At 56.9% G+C, this 18,164-nt stretch carries 14 protein-coding genes; 9 read left to right on the top strand and 5 right to left on the bottom strand.

All coding sequences use genetic code 11. The annotated features are described in order from the left end of the window. On the bottom strand, positions 1-523 hold a 523-nt coding region (locus JK213_RS13755; protein ID WP_249200648.1), incomplete at its 3' end, for a GntR family transcriptional regulator. 98 nt (positions 524-621) lie between these two features. Further along, on the bottom strand, positions 622-1,860 hold the full coding sequence (gene hutI, locus JK213_RS13750; RefSeq protein ID WP_194263201.1) for an imidazolonepropionase: 1,239 nt from the start codon (positions 1,858-1,860) through the stop codon (positions 622-624). A 128-nt stretch (positions 1,861-1,988) separates the two neighbouring features. On the opposite strand from hutI, the gene JK213_RS13745 reads away from it, so the two are divergent. The 5 genes from JK213_RS13745 (at position 1,989) to JK213_RS13725 (ending at position 8,682) form a co-directional block, all read left to right on the top strand. Continuing rightward, positions 1,989-3,350, top strand: coding sequence for a formimidoylglutamate deiminase (locus JK213_RS13745; protein WP_194263202.1), 1,362 nt, complete (start codon positions 1,989-1,991; stop codon positions 3,348-3,350). A gap of 21 nt (positions 3,351-3,371) precedes the next feature. After that, positions 3,372-4,187, top strand: coding sequence for an N-formylglutamate deformylase (hutG, locus tag JK213_RS13740; RefSeq protein ID WP_194263203.1), 816 nt, complete (start codon positions 3,372-3,374; stop codon positions 4,185-4,187). Positions 4,188-4,273: 86 nt separating this feature from the next. Then, entirely contained in the window at positions 4,274-5,959 is a 1,686-nt protein-coding gene (gene hutU, locus JK213_RS13735; protein WP_194263204.1) for a urocanate hydratase, read from the top strand. Positions 5,960-5,966: 7 nt separating this feature from the next. Further along, positions 5,967-7,514, top strand: coding sequence for a histidine ammonia-lyase (gene hutH / locus JK213_RS13730; protein ID WP_194268948.1), 1,548 nt, complete (start codon positions 5,967-5,969; stop codon positions 7,512-7,514). A gap of 22 nt (positions 7,515-7,536) precedes the next feature. After that, a complete protein-coding gene (locus JK213_RS13725) occupies positions 7,537-8,682 on the top strand; it encodes an alpha-hydroxy acid oxidase (protein ID WP_194263206.1) in 1,146 nt (381 codons plus the stop codon). Here the strand turns inward: JK213_RS13725 and JK213_RS13720 are convergent. The 3 genes from JK213_RS13720 to JK213_RS13710 are packed head-to-tail and all read right to left on the bottom strand — an operon-like array spanning position 8,675 to position 11,779. Beyond that, positions 8,675-9,208, bottom strand: a complete 534-nt coding sequence (locus JK213_RS13720; protein WP_194263207.1) for a HutD family protein — start codon at positions 9,206-9,208, stop codon at positions 8,675-8,677. The two genes, JK213_RS13725 and JK213_RS13720, sit on opposite strands and share 8 nt — an antisense overlap. After that, positions 9,205-10,611 carry an FAD-binding oxidoreductase gene (locus JK213_RS13715; protein ID WP_194263208.1) on the bottom strand — a complete coding sequence of 469 codons (1,407 nt, stop codon included), beginning with the start codon at positions 10,609-10,611 and terminating at the stop codon, positions 9,205-9,207. The genes JK213_RS13720 and JK213_RS13715 overlap by 4 nt, the downstream gene beginning before the upstream one ends. Positions 10,612-10,624: 13 nt before the next feature. After that, positions 10,625-11,779 (bottom strand): histidinol-phosphate transaminase, encoded by a 1,155-nt coding sequence (locus JK213_RS13710; protein WP_194263209.1) that lies wholly within the window; start codon positions 11,777-11,779, stop codon positions 10,625-10,627. Positions 11,780-12,304: 525 nt separating this feature from the next. On the opposite strand from JK213_RS13710, the gene JK213_RS13705 reads away from it, so the two are divergent. The 4 genes from JK213_RS13705 (at position 12,305) to JK213_RS13690 (ending at position 18,157) form a co-directional block, all read left to right on the top strand. Continuing rightward, entirely contained in the window at positions 12,305-14,713 is a 2,409-nt protein-coding gene (locus JK213_RS13705) for a TonB-dependent receptor domain-containing protein (RefSeq protein WP_322783062.1), read from the top strand. Beyond that, positions 14,713-16,116: a cytosine permease gene (locus tag JK213_RS13700; protein ID WP_194263211.1), complete on the top strand. Its 1,404-nt coding sequence runs from the start codon at positions 14,713-14,715 to the stop codon at positions 16,114-16,116. Before JK213_RS13705 ends, JK213_RS13700 begins: the two co-directional genes overlap by 1 nt. After that, entirely contained in the window at positions 16,091-16,624 is a 534-nt protein-coding gene (locus tag JK213_RS13695) for a Rid family hydrolase (protein WP_194263233.1), read from the top strand. The genes JK213_RS13700 and JK213_RS13695 overlap by 26 nt, the downstream gene beginning before the upstream one ends. Positions 16,625-16,702: 78 nt before the next feature. Continuing rightward, positions 16,703-18,157 carry a M20/M25/M40 family metallo-hydrolase gene (locus JK213_RS13690; protein ID WP_194263212.1) on the top strand — a complete coding sequence of 485 codons (1,455 nt, stop codon included), beginning with the start codon at positions 16,703-16,705 and terminating at the stop codon, positions 18,155-18,157. Positions 18,158-18,164: the final 7 nt, after the last annotated feature.

Raw genomic sequence — 18,164 nt, 5'->3', positions numbered from 1 at the left:
GGGTCGGGAAGTCGGAATAATCCGCAGGAAACGGTCGAAAACTGCCTTTATGAGCGATTACGCCAAGCTGCTCGAAACGCTCTTCTACCTGCAGCGGGATATCATCTTCGAAATGGACGATCACCGAGTGAAACAGCTTGCTCCCTGGCCGCATATCGAAGGAAAATGCGAGGTCGATGTCAGCACGGATGGCTTCCAGTGTGATGACCTGGGCGGTGTGGACATGGCCTGAACTCAGAATGTCATCGGCAATATCGTGAAGTTCCAACAGATCGGCCTTCGGGGCAGGGCGTGAGACAAATGTTCCCACACCCTGCGCGCGGACCACGATTCCTTCGGTCATGAGTTCGCGAAGTGCCCGATGGACCGTCATGCGGGAGACGCCGAGGAGTTCGACCAGTTCGCTCTCGGAAGGAAGTTTTTGACCCTCTTTCCATTCTCCGTCCTGAATACGCTCGGTAATATAAATTTTGACCTGCTCGTAACGGGCAGGAGATCGTTCCCGGGAGACGTCTATCTTCATGTCGCGGGCTGTCCTTCAGCTAGAGAGCGGCAATCCCAAAAACATCCTGGCGAAACTGTAATTAAGACAAGAGGTTGTATGGATAAGATGATGTAATTTTATATCACAGGGTCCAGTTTACCGTCAAAAATTCGATGAAGCGGTCTTCTGCCTCCGATCCAGTATGAAAGTTCGTGTGGCCCGGCGATATCCCATAGAAGCATATCTGCGGCCTTTCCTGTTGTGAGCGTGCCGGTGATGTTCTGAAGGCCGAGCGCCTGACTGCCGATCCGGGTCACGGCGGAAAACGCCTCTTCCGGGGTCATGCGGAAGAGGGTGCAGGCCATGTTCATGATACCGGTGAGACTGACGCTTGGAGAGGTTCCGGGATTGCAATCCGTAGCAAGTCCCATCGGAACATTGTGTTTTCGGAACAGGTCCACGGGCGGTATGCGCGTTTCCCGAATGAAGTAGAAAGCTCCGGGGAGCAGCATGGCGACCGTGCTGGCTTTGGCGAGTTCCATAACATCGTCTTCCACGACATATTCCAGATGGTCGGTCGAAAGGGCGCCGTAGCGGGCAGCCAGCCTTGTTCCCCCACTGTTCGAGAGCTGTTCGGAATGGAGACGGACGGGAATTCCCAGCTCATGTGCCGCCATGAAGAGGCGTTCGATCTGATCGGTGGTGAAAGCAATATTTTCACAAAAACCGTCAATGCTGTCGATCAGCTTTTCTTCCACGGCCTGAGGGAGAATGTCCGTGATGAGATGGGAGACATAATCGTCCTGACGGTCCCTGAATTCCGGTGGCAGGGCATGTGCGCCGAGGAAGGTTGCGTGAACGCGTATAGGCAGGGCGTTCCCGATGGCACGGGCAACGCGGAGCTGTTTAAGTTCGTCTTCCAAAGTAAGGCCGTAGCCAGACTTCATTTCGACGGTCGTCGTGCCTTCGGTAATCATGCGGCGTACGCGGCGGGCCGTTACGTCGAAGAGTTCGTTTTCAGATACGCTGCGGGTTGCGTTGACCGTCGAGAGAATGCCGCCGCCCTTGCGCGCGATTTCTGCGTATGAGACGCCATTGAGACGTTCCGCAAATTCCAGACTGCGATCGCCAGCGTAAATGACATGGGTGTGGGCATCCACAAGGCCGGGCGTCATCCAGAGGCCATGTCCCGAACGGATATCATGTGCCAGAGCCTGTGGAGCTTCAGGAAGGTCGCGGGCGGCCCCGACCCAGCAGATCCGTCCGTTTTCAATACCGATGGCCGCGTTGTGGATGCAGCCATAACCGTCCTTTTCCGACATCAGTGCCGGATCGGCAGTTGCGACATGAATGTCTGTCCAGAGCGTATCCCACATTCGCTTTCTTCCTTGCGGCATCAAATCCGCTGTGGTGGTATATACAAGTCTTATAATTCCATTATCATCATGCAACCAATGGAAAAAGCAAAGACTTTCCGTGTGCTGAGGGAAGGAATGTTGAGGTTATGGAACTGTTTGCTGAGCAGGCGCTTCTGCCGGACGGCTGGCGTAGAAATGTAAGGATTTCTGTTTCTTCTGCCGGACGGTTTGACGCAATCGTCCCGGACGCCGATGTGCCTGACGGGGCTGTACGCAAAGCGATTGTTGTTCCGTCACAGCTGAGCCTCCATTCTCATGCGTTTCAACGCGCTATGTCAGGGTTGGCTGAAAGCCGTCAGAATCCGGCGGATACGTTCTGGACCTGGCGCCGGCTGATGTATCAGCTTGCCCATCGCATTTCGCCCGAGCAGATGCAGGATATTGCAAGCTACCTGTATATGGAAATGCTGACGGCTGGATATACGCAGGTCGCGGAGTTTCACTATCTGCATCATGCGCAGAGTGGCGCGTCCTATGGGCAGGTGGCGGAAATGTCTCTGCGGTTAGGGGAGGCGGCGCATGCGGTTGGGATTGGCCTGACGCTTTTGCCGACGCTTTATGAGCGCGGCGGCTTTGATGGTCGTCCTTTGCAGGAGGCGCAGGAGCGTTTCGCGACTACGCCTGAACTCATTGAGAAGATCATCAGCGAGACCCGGTCGGCTTGGTCGGAAACGCCGCTACTCTCTGTAGGGCTGGGACTGCATTCGCTGCGGGCGGTTGATCTGAAGACGGTTGCAGATCTTCTGTCTGCGCAGACAGGGCCGGTGCATATCCATGTGGCCGAGCAGCAGAAGGAAGTGGAGGAGTGCATTGCCTCCGTCGGCGCGCGGCCTGTGGAATATCTTTTGTCTCAGGCGGATGTGGGTGAGCGGTGGTGTCTGGTTCATGCGACCCATTTGTCCTCTTCCGAAGTTGTGGATATGGCGCGTTCCGGAGCTGTGGCGGGGCTCTGTCCGATTACGGAAGCCAATCTGGGAGACGGTCTGTTCCCGCTGGCATCTTATATGAATGCGGGAGGCCGTTTCGGAATCGGGAGCGACAGCAATGTGCTGATCAGCCCCTGGGAAGAGTTACGGACTCTGGAATACGGTCAGAGACTTTTTACGCAGACGCGATGCGCGGCTCTCCCGGCCGAGGCGCTGGGATCTACGGGGGGATGGCTATATCGGCAGGCGCTGGATGGCGGACGTCGTGCCTGTGGGTTGGAGTCCTGGGGGCTGGTTGTCGGAGCGCGGGCTGATCTCTGCGTGCTGGATGAGGACCTGTTGCCGCTGCCGTATCTTCAGGACGATGCCGTTCTTGATGCTGCTGTTTTTGGATCACGCCAGCCTCCCGTGAAAGATGTGCTGTGTGGTGGTCAGTGGTGCGTGCGCGATGGACGACACCTGAACCATGACGCCGTAACGGCGGCGTTCCGACGTACCGTGCGGGTTCTTCTCGATCTCTGATTCCATAAGGAAATCCTGACCATGACGGATATTTTTTCCTTTGTTCGCGGGACCATGCCGGTGCTCGTGACCTTCCCTCATTCCGGCTCTCATCTGGCCCCTGGCATGGAGCGGCGTATGACAGAGCGCGGGCGTCAGTTGCCCGATACCGACTGGTATATGGAGCATCTTTATGCAGGCGCCTTGTCGAAGGGCCTGGGCGTGTTGAAGGCCAATCATTCCCGTTATGTGGTGGATCTGAACCGGGGCGCGGATGATGCGGCACTTTATCCGGGACGTCCAAGCACGGGGCTTGTGCCATCGCTGACATTTGACGGGCAGCCCATTTATAGGGCTGGGCAGGCACCTGACGAAAGTGAGATCGCCGAGCGCCGGGAAACGTACTGGCGCCCCTACCATGATGCGGTTGCGCAAGAGCTTGAAAGATTGCGCCAGAAATGGGGATGGGCGGTTCTGTGGGACGGGCATTCCATCAAATCCACGATTCCCCGGTTGTTTGAGGGTGCGCTTCCGGATTTGAATCTGGGGACCAATAGCGGGCAGTCCTGTGGCGGGGAACTCCAGACGCTTCTGGAAAAACGGTTGGCTGCGAATGTGAGGTACAGCCACGTCGTCAATGGCCGTTTCAAGGGCGGATACACGACGCGACATTATGGGCAGCCCGAGCATGGAATCCATGCGATCCAGCTCGAAATTGCGCAGTCCACTTATTTGCGGAGCGAAGAGGCGCCGTGGCCGATTGATCTGGAGAAAGCGGTGCGCCTGTCCCGGATGATCGACAGTCTGCTTGAAACTGCGTTGTGTTGGAGGCCGGAGACGGCACATTCGGGAAAATAAATCCCGATGTCATTTCATAAATGGATTGACAATTCCGCAGAGCGATTTGAGTATTGGTATATACAAGTTCATACAGGATGAAGCCCATGAGTGATCCCGGCAACCGCCTTTCGAATGATCGTGTCATCCGCGCCCCGATTGGCCCTGAGCGTTCGGCAAAAAGCTGGCAAACAGAGGCGGCGCTCAGAATGCTGATGAACAATCTGGATCCCGAGGTCGCGGAAAAGCCATCCGAACTCGTTGTTTATGGTGGTATCGGTCGGGCTGCCCGAAACTGGGACTGCTACGACAGGATTGTCGAGGCGCTGCGCGATCTGGAAGATGACCAGACGCTTCTGGTGCAGTCCGGTAAGCCGGTTGGCGTGTTCCGGACGCATGCGGATGCCCCGCGTGTGCTGATCGCGAACTCCAATCTCGTGCCGCACTGGGCCACCTGGGAGAAGTTCAACGAACTCGATCGGGCCGGGCTCATGATGTATGGGCAGATGACGGCGGGGTCGTGGATCTATATCGGCTCGCAGGGCATCGTTCAGGGGACATACGAGACCTTCGTGGAAATGGGACGCCAGTATTATGGCGGCAGCCTGAAAGGGCGTTGGATCCTGACGGGCGGTCTGGGCGGCATGAGTGGTGCCCAGCCTCTGGCAGCTGTCATGGCCGGTGCGTCCATGCTGGCGGTTGAATGTGAACCGTCCCGTATCCGCAAGCGTCTGGAGACGGGATATCTGGATCGTCAGGTCGATACGCTTGATGAGGCTCTGGCCATCATTCAGGATGCCTGTGCGAAAGGTGAGGCGGTTTCCGTGGGGCTTCTCGGAAATGCCGCGGAAGTCTTCCCCGAACTGGTGCGGCGCGGCATTCGTCCGGATGGCGTGACGGATCAGACCTCTGCGCATGATCCGCTGAATGGCTATCTGCCGGCGGGGTGGTCGCTGGAGCAGGCTGAAAAGATGCGGATTACTAATCCGGCGGCAGTCGAGAAGGCAGCGCGGGAGTCCATGCGGCTTCAGGTTGAGGCCATGGTGGCATTCCACCGTCAGGGTATTCCGACCTTCGATTACGGCAACAACATTCGTCAGATGGCTTTTGATGAGGGTCTGGAAGACGCTTTCGCCTTCCCGGGTTTCGTGCCGGCCTATATCCGCCCGCTGTTCTGTCGGGGTATCGGTCCGTTCCGCTGGGCTGCGCTTTCGGGAGATCCGGAAGACATTTTCAAGACGGACCAGAAGGTCAAAGAGTTGCTGCCAGACGACAAGCATCTTCACAACTGGCTCGATATGGCCCGGGAAAAGATCCACTTTCAGGGGCTGCCCTCGCGTATCTGCTGGGTTGGTCTGGGGGACCGTCACCGCCTCGGGCTGGCGTTCAACGAAATGGTTGCCAGTGGCGAACTCAAGGGCCCGATCGTGATCGGTCGTGATCATCTGGACAGTGGTTCGGTGGCCAGTCCGAACCGTGAGACCGAGAGCATGCGGGACGGCTCGGATGCCGTATCCGACTGGCCGCTGCTGAATGCGCTTCTGAACACGGCATCGGGCGCGACCTGGGTGTCGCTGCACCATGGTGGCGGCGTCGGCATGGGCTTCTCCCAGCATTCCGGCATGGTGATCGTAGCGGACGGTACGCCCGATGCGGCGCGGCGTCTGGAACGGGTGCTGTGGAACGACCCGGCTACGGGGGTCATGCGGCATGCTGATGCCGGTTACGATATTGCAACAGATTGCGCCCGCGAGAAGGGCCTCGACCTTCCCATGATCACGCGCGGAGCCTGAGACCATCATGACGACCAGCATTTTTACACTCACGCCTGGCAAGATCACGCTTAGCGATCTGCGGGGCTTCTATTTCGGGCAGATGGATGTTCGCCTTGACGATGCGACCTTCGAGGTTCTGCAACGTGCAGCGGAATCCGTGGAGCGTATCGTCGGGCGTGGCGAGCCGGTTTATGGGGTGAATACGGGTTTCGGAAAACTCGCGAAAACCCGCATTCCCGATGACCGCCTGCGAGATCTTCAGCGCAATCTGGTGCTGAGCCATGCTGCGGGGATCGGCCAGCCGATGCCGGAGCGTGTGGTCCGGCTCATCCTGCTGCTCAAGGCCAATGGACTGGCGCGTGGCTATTCGGGTGTGCGTCCGCAGATTGTGCAGCTTCTGCTGGACATGCTGAACCGGGGGGTCGTGCCCGTCATTCCGGAAAAGGGATCGGTCGGGGCTTCGGGCGATCTGGCTCCGCTGGCGCATATGTCGGCTGTGGTGATCGGCGAGGGCGAGGCATTTTACGAGGGGCAGCGCCTGAAGGGTGACGAGGCTCTGAAAGCTGCCGGACTGGAACCTCTGGTTCTGGGAGCCAAGGAAGGTCTGGCTCTTCTGAATGGCACGCAGGCCTCTACCGCGCTGGCGATTGCAGCGCTTCTGGATGCCGAGCGTCTGTTTCACGCGGCGCTCATTACAGGCGGCCTGACGCTTGATGCGGCGCGCGGCACGGATGCGCCGTTCGATCCACGTTTGCATGAACTGCGCGGACAGAGGGGACAGATCGAGTGCGCCGCGGTTTATCGTTCGCTGATGCAAGGCTCTGCCATCCGCGCGTCGCATCTTGAAGATGACGAGCGCGTTCAAGACCCATACTGCCTGCGGTGTCAGCCTCAGGTCATGGGAGCGTGTCTGGACAATCTGCGTCAGGCGGCGCGGGTTCTGGTGATCGAGGCGAATGCGGTTTCGGACAATCCGATCCACTTCCCGGATACGGACGAAATGATTTCGGGTGGTAATTTCCATGCCGAGCCTGTGGCCATAGTTGCGGATCTCATGGCGATTGCCGTGTCCGAGGTGGGCGCGATTGCAGAGCGGCGTCTGGCGCTGCTGGTCGATGCGCAGATGAGTGGCCTTCCGCCATTTCTGGTGCAGGACAGCGGGTTGAATTCGGGCTTCATGATCGCACAGGTCACGGCTGCGGCTCTGGCGTCCGAAAACAAGACGCTGGCGCATCCGGCGAGCGTGGACAGTCTGCCGACTTCGGCCAATCAGGAGGATCACGTCTCCATGGCGACGTTTGCCGCGCGTCGTGTCGGCGATATCGTGGATAATGTCCGGACGATCATTGCGGTTGAGTATCTGGCGGCCGTACAGGGGCTTGATTTCCTAGCCCCCCTTGAAACGTCTTCGCCACTGCTTGCCGTCGCGAAGACATTGCGGAAAACTGTGCCTTTCTTTGCGCAGGACCGCCTGTTTACGCCGGATATGGAAGCGGCCCGTACGCTTATTATCGACGGCGCTCTGAAAGACTGTGTCGGGTCGGGTGTCCCCCTGCCTGTTTTTGAAGACTGATCAGATCGGGAGAATAACGGGGATGAACCATCATGGCATCGCGGCGCTGCATCGTCGGGCTGATAGGGTTCTTCCCCGTATTTTTCGTGATTACGTAAATGGCGGTTCTCATTCGGAGCGTACCGTCCGCGCCAATCGTCTGGCCTTTGACCGCTGGGCGGTTGTTCCGAAATGTCTGGTTGATGTTTCAGCCTGCGATCTGTCCGCGCCTTTTCTGGGAAGCACGCACCGGCTTCCCTTCATGTTCGCACCGCTGGGGTTTGGCGGCCTCATGTGTCCGGACGGCGAACTCCGGGCTGCGCGGGTCGCGGCTTCGGCGGGTTTGCCGATGGCGGTGTCTACATTCGCCATCCAGTCGCTGGAGACGCTCTCCCGGGTGTCTGGGGTAACGCTCGCGGCACAGATCTATGTCTTTCGCGACCGGGGGATGACCCGCGACATGCTGCGTCGGGCGGAGGACTGCGGCATCCGGACCATCATCCTGACGGTTGATACGCCGATCACGCCGCTCCGGCTGCGCGACGTCCGCAATGGTTTTCGCAATCTGACGCGTCCGTCCCTGCGGCATATCCTGTCCATGGCCACGCATCCGCGCTGGACGGCGGGGATGCTGAGGAACGGGATGCCGAAAATCGGCAATCTGGCGCCCTACGGCATGGGGAACACGCTGATGGAACAGGCCAGAAATGCAGCGTCCCAGATTGATCCAACCCTGACCTGGAAGGATCTGGAGTGGCTGCGGTCTGTCTGGCCGGGGCAGCTTGCTGTCAAGGGAATCATGGATGCAGGCGATGCGCTGGCCTGTCAGAAAGCGGGCGCGCAGACGGTCATCATCTCCAATCATGGGGGGCGGCAGATGGACCCGGCCCCGTCATCGCTTTCCGTCCTGCCGGATATTGCCGAAGCCCTTAAGGGCGAGACGGAGATCATTCTGGACGGAGGTGTTCGCTGGGGTGGGGATGTTGTCACCGCTTTGGCGCTGGGTGCTCAGGCCGTAGGGATCGGGCGCCCTTGGGCCTGGGCGCTTGCCGCGGGGGGCGAGAGAGGGGTTCGCAGTCTGGTGAACGGGCTGGGCGACGAGATCCGCGATGTCCTGCGTCTGGGCGGGATGGTCGATGTTGCGTCGCTTCGGTCTCAGGGCAGGGCGATGCTTCGGCCTGTCAGCTGATACCGTAGGCGATCTGACCCGGTTTCAGGATGGTCAGTTTAAACGGAAGTTCGCTGAGAAAAACGTCGCCATAAGCGAGTGTGTCGTGCTGCTGGTGCGTCAGGACGTTCCACTCTCCCGTGACGGGGATAAAACCCCGCAGGCTCCCCGCCGGGGGATTTCCTGGTGTGATCGTGATCAGGTTCGGACCGTTTCTGTCTACAGGGCGCATGAGATTCAGAACCTCGACTGGACCGTCAAGAGGCATACCCGTCAGAGGCAGGGTTCCGTCAAACTGGATGAGGTCACCGAGTTGGCCTAAAACAAGAGGCAGTGTGTCGGACGTGGGAAGAAGACGAACGCCATTTCCCGCCAGAAGTCCCATTTGTCTGAACAGACCCGGGAAGCTGGAGAATGGCGCAACCCGGCTTATGGTGGCGACGCTCAGTCTCCATTCAGGCCGTTCAATCAGCAGTCGGGTTATGCCGGCGCCGTTCTTCCAGAGGGTGCCAGGGAGGCTGTTCAGACGGATGTGACAGAGGGTCATGGGGCGTCTGCGGGAACGAGTTTTCCGGGGTTGAGAATATTCTTCGGGTCCAGAGCGGTTTTAATGGCGCGCATGACGGAGAGGGCTGCGGGGTCGTGCTCTTCTGTCATGAAGAGCTGCTTTGCTAGACCGATTCCGTGTTCGCCACTTGCGGAACCGCCGAGTGAGAGGGCGCGGCGGATGATTTTATGGTCCAGTTCGAGGGCACGTTTTTCGGCATCCGCGTCATTGGGCGGGATCAGAATGACAGTGTGGAAATTGCCGTCACCGACATGGCCGACAATGGGGGCTAGCAGGCCGGAAGCGTCAATATCGGATCTGGCGCCTGTCATGAGTTCCGTCAGGGCGGCAATGGGGACAATGGCGTCGGTTGTGATGCCTTTGTAACCGGGGCGATACGCCATACAGGCCCAGAAAGCATCATGGCGTGCTTTCCAGAGACTGTTACGTTCTTCAGTAGCGGTGGCCCAGCGGAAAGACTGTCCGCCCTGACCTTCCACAAGATCTCGCAGCACGGCTTCCTGTTCCGCAACACTGGCGGGTGAACCTGTCAGTTCGAAGAACATGGTGGGGAGGGCCTCATAGCCCTCAAGATGGGAATACTGAATGCAGGCATCCATCTGGATATCGTCGAGCAGTTCCATCCGTCCGACGGTCAGACCGCACTGGATGACAAGAACGGCCGTTTCCACGGCGCTGGCCAGTGTTGGAAACTGGCAGACCGCAGCGCCTACGGCTTCGGGGATGGGATGGAGTTGCGCCTGCACTTCCGTAAGCACGGCCAGCGTGCCTTCCGACCCGATGAGCAGGCCGGTCAGATCATAGCCCGTGGCAGCCTTGCGGACGGCACCGCCTGTATGAAGGATGCGCCCATCGGCCAGAACGGCCGTCAGGCCCAGGACATTCGCCCGCATGGTGCCATAACGCATGGCACCGGTTCCGGAGGCCCGGGTGGCGCACATTCCACCAAAGGTTGCCTCTCCGCCGGGATCGACCGGGAAGAAGAGGCCCTGTGTCCGTAAATGGAGGTTCAGATCCTGCCGTGTCACGCCAGCCTGAACGCGACATGTCAGGTTTTCGGTCGAGACATCGAGGATGTCCGTCATCATGGAAAGATCGAGACTGATGCACTCCGGAACAGGTGTCAGCTGTCCTTCAAGAGAGGTTCCACCGCCGAAGGGAATGACAGGAACATTTTCCTCATGACAGATTTTCAAGGCGTCCGACACGTCCTGCGTGGTGCGGGCGAACAGAACATAAGCCGGCAGAAGGGTCTGATCCGGGTGACGCCACCCTTCGCCATGGGCGTGATGCTTCCGGACCGTCGCGTTGGCCGTCAGGCGATCTCCGAAAAGAGGGGTGAGACGCCGCGCGGCGCGTTCGGCGGCGGAAGAACCGATCATGGCGCTTTCCTTTTCAGGCTGCAGAAGAATGTAAGGGTTTGCGGACATGGTCGAAGGCCTGCAGGAAGGCATGACTGTCTTCGGAACGCGCAATGCTGACCCGGATCCAGTTCTCGTAGCCTGTTTCCTTCCAGGGTTTGACGATAATCCCGTGTTCGAGAAGACGTCCTGCCAGATCTGAAGCAGATTCGCGTGCGTCGAAGAACAGGAAGTTAGCGAAGGACTGTGCGACGAAATAGCCGCGCTTTTCCAGAGCCGATTTCAGGGCACGACCTTCGGTGAGGGTTGAATCCACCGTCCTGAGCATGTGGTCCTGATCGAGCAGGCTCAACCGGGCCATTTCCAGCGCTGCGCTATTGCTGTTGAACGGATCGCGGACCCGCGTCATGACGGCCGTAAGTCCGGGATCAGACGTCAGCGCGTAACCAACGCGCAGCCCGGCCAGACCGTAAGCCTTCGAGAAGGTTCTCAGAACTATCCATGGGCGGGACTGTTTTTCGAGAATGGACAGACTATCAGCATAATCCTGGCTGGAGCGCGCATATTCCCAGTACGCTTCATCAATGACAATCAGCGTGTCCGCCGGGCAGGCGTCGATCAGTGCCTGCATGGCGTCGCCTGTCATCATGCAGCCGACGGGATTGGAAGGGTTTGAGAACATCAGGACTTTGAGGGGAGCAGATGTCACGGCCTGATGCAGGGCAGGAAGATCGAAACGGGCCTCTGGCGTCATTGGGATCGCCTCTGCCCGGGCTCCCATCATCTGCGGCCAGATCAGATGCAACCCGAAGGAGGGCAGAACCGTGACGAGGCGATCTGCGGGGGACAGGAAGGCTTCGCAGATCATACGGATAATCTGTTCGGATCCGTTTCCGATAACAATCCGGTTTGTGTCGATTCCGGTCTGTCGTGACAGCTCTTCCCGCAGTCCCTCCGCGGAAGCATCCGGATAGCGGAACAGGCTGGATGCAATTTCGGCCCAGTGGCCCAGAGCAGCAGGTGACGGCCCATAAGGGTTTTCGTTGCTCCCCAGCTTGGTAATCCGGGAAATCCCGTATTTTGCCCTGACGGCCTCTTCCGATAGGCCGGCATTATAGACTGGGAGGTGACGGACTTCAGTCCGGGCCAGGCAGAGGGAAGATGTCTGGCAGTCAGAAGCGGCAGTCATGCGATAGCTCCACGGGAAGAAAGGGGGTATTGTCTATCTTGTAAAGACAACCATAGATTCTTTGGGATATCCAGAGCTGGAAAGGATCATAAGGCTGTTTTTCTGATCTTTTGTATAGCTTTTTCAGAGGGGGGAGGGAGCGCTGCTTCTGAATAGGAATGTGAGGATTAAAATATTGATTTAATGCGATTTAACTGGATTTTTCAGAGGGTGGTCTAAGTTGTCTGAATGGTGTCGGCTACAGTATGGGGAGTAAAAAATCGGTTCGATACCAGAATAGACATAGACAACCCTTTTTTGGAATGACATGGTCTAATCTGAAAAGGCGACATGCCTCTCAGTTCTCTTTGTGGCCTGTCAGCGGCTGATCGTGTCTCCTCAACGACTGCTTTGGGAAAGTACGGGAAGATGATGTCTAAAAATAACATTCCATTACCGGACCATGAAACCTGTTGTTTTCCCGTTTCAGGAGTGAGGCTCCAGTCGGACAAGGCACGAAAGGGAGCATCTTCATTTCTTGTCTGGGTGCTCGCGACGACTGCATTTTCCTGTTGTTCAGCTCAGGCGGCCGTTTCCAAGACGCAGGCCCATACTGCGACCCATCATAATGCAGGCAAGACACCGCAGACGGTTCCCGCTCGCCCGAAGACGGTACGGGCCCGTCGCGTCACTGCGCGCGAGGCACTGGAAAGCGAGAATATGCAGGTGACGGCCCGGCATGTTCCTCGTGGTGCCGTTACAACGGTATCAGCGGCAGCATTGGCAGATGCTGTGCCTGGCACCAACCCACTCAAGATTCTGGCACGTCAGCCGGGTATAATGTTCCAGTCTGACGATCCGCAAGGTGTGGATACCTGGTCTACCCAGTTTTATATGCACGGTTTTCTGCAAAATCAGATCGGCATGACGCTGGATGGCATCCCGCTGGGCGATCAGGAGTTCCATACGTTTAATGGTCTCAATGCCGTCAACGCTATTTCGGCTGAGAATGTTGGACGTCTGGATGTTTCCATGGGGGCCGGGGCTGAATCCGTCGCCAGCACAAGTAATCTGGGTGGTTCTGTCGAATATATTTCCTCCGATCCCAAGCGCAAAGCGGGTGGCCTTGCGTCCCAGACATTTGGTTCAAATAACGGTTTTCATACGTTCCTGAGAATGGATAGCGGCGATCTGAACAAGAGCGGAACGCGATTTTACGTCTCTTACATGCGGAACGCGCAGGACAAATGGAAAGGCGGCGGCGATCAGTTTGGACAGCAGGTTAATGCAAAATTCGTTCAACCTATTGGTGAGCGGAGCAGTATTTCGTCTTTCTTCGATTATAACCTGACGCAGAGTTACCTGTATCAGGATATGTCCTTCGATATGCTGAAGAACGGCGGATACAGGATCGATAATTTCTACGGAACCCCCAATGCTTACAGGAAAGCGTATTTGTCCGCGCTTTCGGCAAATGGTCTACCGGGAGGGGCGTTGCCGCCAGGTTATTCAAAGATGTCCGATCCGTGGGACGCCTCCTATTACGATGGCGCACTGGTCGAACGTGATTATCTTGGGGGCCTGAAGGCCAATCTGGCTCTGACAGATCGTCTGAGGTGGGAAAGTGTCGTATACGGGCATGGTCAGTATTTGCGTGGAACATGGGCGAACCCGTATGTTTCTTCCCCGAATGGCGCGCCGCTGATTGATCAGGCGACCGTAACCCACTCTCAGCGTTTTGGTTTTACCTCTGCGCTTCATTATGAAATCGCACATAATGATATCAGTGGCGGCGTCTGGTACGAAAACTTTCATACTGATGTCGGGCGTTTCGCTTACGAGGAGCCATTGCTTTCGGATGTGGAATCCGGAAAGGCCAAACCTGTTAATTCGGTGGGAGAACTTCCTGATCCATACGCTACGCTATGGGGACAGAACTTTAATTCGAACAGCTTTACGGCTTTTGTGCAGGACACTTACCATGTCCTTCCCAATCTTTCCCTGCATTTTGGTTTCAAGTCACTTCTGCAGACCGTGAGAGGCGGACAATACGCCAATGACGAGAGTTATACGGGCGTTGGACAGATTGCCGGTGGCAGCATCACGACCGCCCGGGCGTTCCTGCCGCATTTCAGCGGGGACTGGCATTTCCTGAAGCATCACGAGCTGTTTTTCGATATTGCCGAAAACGTAAAATCCTATCCTGTTCAGGCGTTCAAGGAAGGAGCGTCGCCCTTTTCCGTCTCGCAGTCTGCCTATAACCAGCTGTTGCAGCATGGGGGACTGAAGCCTGAAACCGACTGGAATTTTGCCGTCGGGTATCGCTTCACGCACAAATATGCACTGGCGTCGGTATATGCCTATAGAACGAATTTTCACAATCGTTTGCAGCAGGTGACGTCGGGTTCGATCGTCAATCCCGTTTCCACGGTTGCAAACGTCGGCGGCGTGACCATGAACGGTGTGGATGCCGGGCTCACAGTGATGCCCGTCAAGGGACTCTCGCTGTATAACAGTATCAGTTACAATCATGCGACCTATGACAATAACGTTACGGAAACCGGAACGACCTATCACATCAAAGGCCAGCAGATCGTTGCCTATCCGCGCTTCATGTATAAAGCCAGCCTGGCTTACGAGTGGCAGAATTTTTCCGCACATCTCGATACCCAGTTCCTCGGTACGCGCAATTATAGCTATACAGGGGATATGAAAATTCCTTCTTACTGGATCGAAACGCTGGGTGCCCGGTATCGCTTCGGCAATCTTGGAAAATATTCCAAAAGCCTGAATTTTGTGCAGAACCTGACGTTCGAGTTCAACGTCTATAACCTGACGAATACGAAATATATTTCTACGATGGGAGAGACGGGCATTCCGATGTCTGGTGATTATCAGTCGTTTCTCGTTGGCGCGCCGCGCCAGTATTATGGCACGCTCAAGGCTGAATTCTGATGATAACACAGGGTCGCAAGGCTGAGTTCAACCCGTCCGTCGAAGTCCATACGATCTACCGGATTCCGACGGAACACCGGCATGGACGTGTCCGCGACCTGTTTACGGTCTGGTTCAGTACGAACATGACGCTCCTGACCATCGTGACAGGGGCGTTAGGGCCAAAGATTTTCGATCTGTCCCTGATCTGGGCGATTGTGGCGGTTATAGCGGGTAATCTGGTTGGCGCGGTTTTCATGGCGCTTCATGCCGCGCAGGGGCCGGTGCTCGGTGTGCCGCAGATGGTGCAGAGCCGGGGGCAGTTTGGTGTCTGGGGGGCAGTGCCCATTATCGTTCTGGTCGTGCTGATGTATATCGGCTTTGCGGCCTCGAACTGTGTCGTTGGCGGCGAAGCGCTGGACGACGCACTCCCTCTGCTCGGGCGCATTCCCGCAGTTCTTCTGCTGGCGTTTATCAGTCTTGTCCCGTGTATTTTGGGATATGGTGCCATCCATGCCTGTTCGAAGGTCGTGACGTGGCTGTCCGGAATTGCGGTCATGTACTGTCTGATCGTGGGGTTCTGGCATATGCCGGTCACACTTCTGACGGAAATGCACGGCTCGATCGCTGGCTTCTTCGGCATGTTTTCGATCTCGGCGCTCTGGCAGATCGCCTATGCGCCTTATGTTTCAGACTCTTCACGGTATCTGCCTGAGGATAGCCTGTCCGTCAGGAACACATTCTGGGCGAGTTATGGGGGCACAGTCCTGGGGACGATTTTGCCGATGGTTCTGGGGGCCTTTCTGGTTCTGCAGTGGCCCGGGGAGAGCGTTGTGCAGTCCTTGGGGCATCTGGCGGGAACGTGGGGAGCTCCGGTTCTGGTCGTGCTGTCCGTATCGATCGCTCTGGCCAATGCGATGAGTGTCTATTGCGGGGCGCTGTCGAGTATCACGATCATTCAGACTTTTCTGCCCGAATGGCGCGCCGCATTAAAAAGCCGGGTGATACTGACATGCGCGCTGCTTGGATTGTCTCTTTTCTTCGCACTGGGAATGGCGGACAGCTTCATGAAGTCCTATGCCGCTTTTCTGGATATACTCATGGCCGTCATGGTGCCGTGGACTGCGATCAATCTGTATGATTACTATATTTTGCGTCATGGCGATTATGATGTTGAGTCGTTCTTTCAGAAAGACGGCGGCATCTATGGTTATGTGAACTGGGCCGCTGTTGGAAGTTATGTTCTGGGTGTTCTGGTTGAAATCCCTTTTCTCAAGAATGAATTCTTTACTGGGTTTTTGGTTCCTTATGTTCACAAGGTGGATGTTTCCTGGCTGGTCAGTCTGATTGTGACCACTCTGTTTTATGCATTCGTGTCTCGAAGGAGCAGCGTCGGTGATGTCTCCCGTACGTCTTCCTGCTGATATGTCACGAGGCGGCTGGCACCGATGGGGTCAGTTCGGTCTGCTTGTTGCCGGGGTCACTGCATGCGGACAGGGCGCGTCTGCGCAGTCCGTTCAGCGTTATTCTGATCCGAAAGATGATTTTCCGATTTCGACGGCTGTTCAGGTCCCGGCCGGATCAGCAACGGTTTATGTTTCAGGGTTGGGTCCTGCGGCGGACAGGATATCCGGCACCACAACCGCCGAGCAGATGCAAAGCGCATTGGATCAGATCTCGGCGGCGCTGAAACATTACGGGATGACGCTTCAGGATATCGTGCAGATGCATGTCTATCTGGTCGCTGATCCACGGCTGGGACATATGGATTTCGACGGCATGATGCAGGCCTATCGGGCCCGGTTCCGAAGCGCTTTTCCTGCACGGACCGTCATTGAAGTTCCGCATCTGAGTAATCCTCACTGGCTTGTCGAAGTGGACGTAATTGCATCCAGAAGCGATGCAAAAGATAAAAAATTTCCCACGAAATGATGTGTCTGGCGCGATTTTAAAATGTCGCCGGATTGTGGTTTCGACTTTGAATTTTCAGGCAATCAACAGGAGTAGAGCATGAACGTAATCAAACGGACGCAGCTTTCCCGGAAGCGGATTGGCAAGGCCGTGCTGAAAAGCGGCTTCCTGCTGCTGGCTGGCGATCTGACGCTCGAGCAGGCGGTGGGTGCACCTGAAAATCATACCGCCATCCATCAGGCCGCAGCCGATCAGGCTCTGGATCTGGCTGAAAAATCCATTGCTTTGCGCTCAGTGGCAGGGCCGGGCAACCAGACGCCGGACGTGGCCGCATTGTTCCGTGATGCGCTGATCAAGGGCGGCTTTGCGCCGTCGGACATTACCATCACCCCTTACAAGGATACGGCCTATCTGATCGCCCGATGGCCGGGTCAGGACCCGTCCCTCAAGCCGCTGGTGATTTCGGGACATATGGATGTCGTCGAAGCCAAGGCCTCGGACTGGACGCATGATCCGTTCAAGCCACAGATTGAAAACGGCTATCTTCTGGGCCGGGGCTCAACGGACATGAAGCTGGATGACACGCTGGCCATTGCTGCGCTTCTGGAACTCAAACGCGAAGGTTACAAGCCGCAACGGGATATCATCCTTGAGTTTTCCGGGGATGAGGAAACGACGATGGCGACGGGCGCCATCATTGCGGACAAGCTCTCCAATGCCGAGCTGGTTCTGAACATGGATGGCGCAAACGGGACACTCAACGAGAAAACGGGCAAGCCGGATTATTTCACCTGGGAAGGAGCGGAAAAGAATTATGCAGATTTCCGCCTGACTGTGACCAATCCGGGGGGGCATTCTTCTGAACCGCGACCGGTGAATGCGATTGATGAACTTGCGGCAGACCTTCTGCGCATTCAGCAACATCGTTTCAAGCCAGAGGTGAACGAGCTGAGCCGCAGCTATTTCCAGAATGCCGCCCGCTGGCAGAAGCCTGAAATGGCCGCGGCCATGAAAGCTTTTGCGAAAAATCCTGCGGATGAAAAGGCCATCCTTACCCTTTCTTCGGATCCATCTTACATCGGCCGGATCGGGACGACCTGCGTTGTGACCATGATCGATGGCGGTCATGCGCTCAATGCGTTGCCACAGAAAGTGACGGCGAATATCAACTGCCGGATTTTCCCGGGCCATCCGCGCGCTGCCATTATGGAAGAACTGCGCAAGGCCGCGCAGGACCCGTCCATGAAGATTGAGGATGCAACGGAGGGATCGGTCCAGACTGCTGCCTCTCCCATGCGTCCGGATGTGGTCAAGGCTATTGAGCACGGGATGCAGGTTGCCTACCCGGGAGTAGCTGTCTTCCCGGCGCTGTCGTCCGGCGCGAGTGATAGCATGTGGTTCCGCTCTCACGGTGTGCCAAGCTACGGGATCAGCCCGATTTTCATCAAGAACTCGGATTCCTTCATGCATGGTCTGAATGAACGTACACCGGTGGCCAGCATTGCGCCCGCTCTGGAAGATCTTCTGGTCATAATTCCGGACCTGTCTCACTGAGAGGGGC

Origin of the sequence: Gluconobacter sp. Dm-44 (assembly GCF_018256175.1) — a bacterium.
Taxonomy (GTDB): domain Bacteria; phylum Pseudomonadota; class Alphaproteobacteria; order Acetobacterales; family Acetobacteraceae; genus Gluconobacter; species Gluconobacter cadivus.
This window is presented reverse-complemented; position numbering and strand designations above follow the sequence as displayed.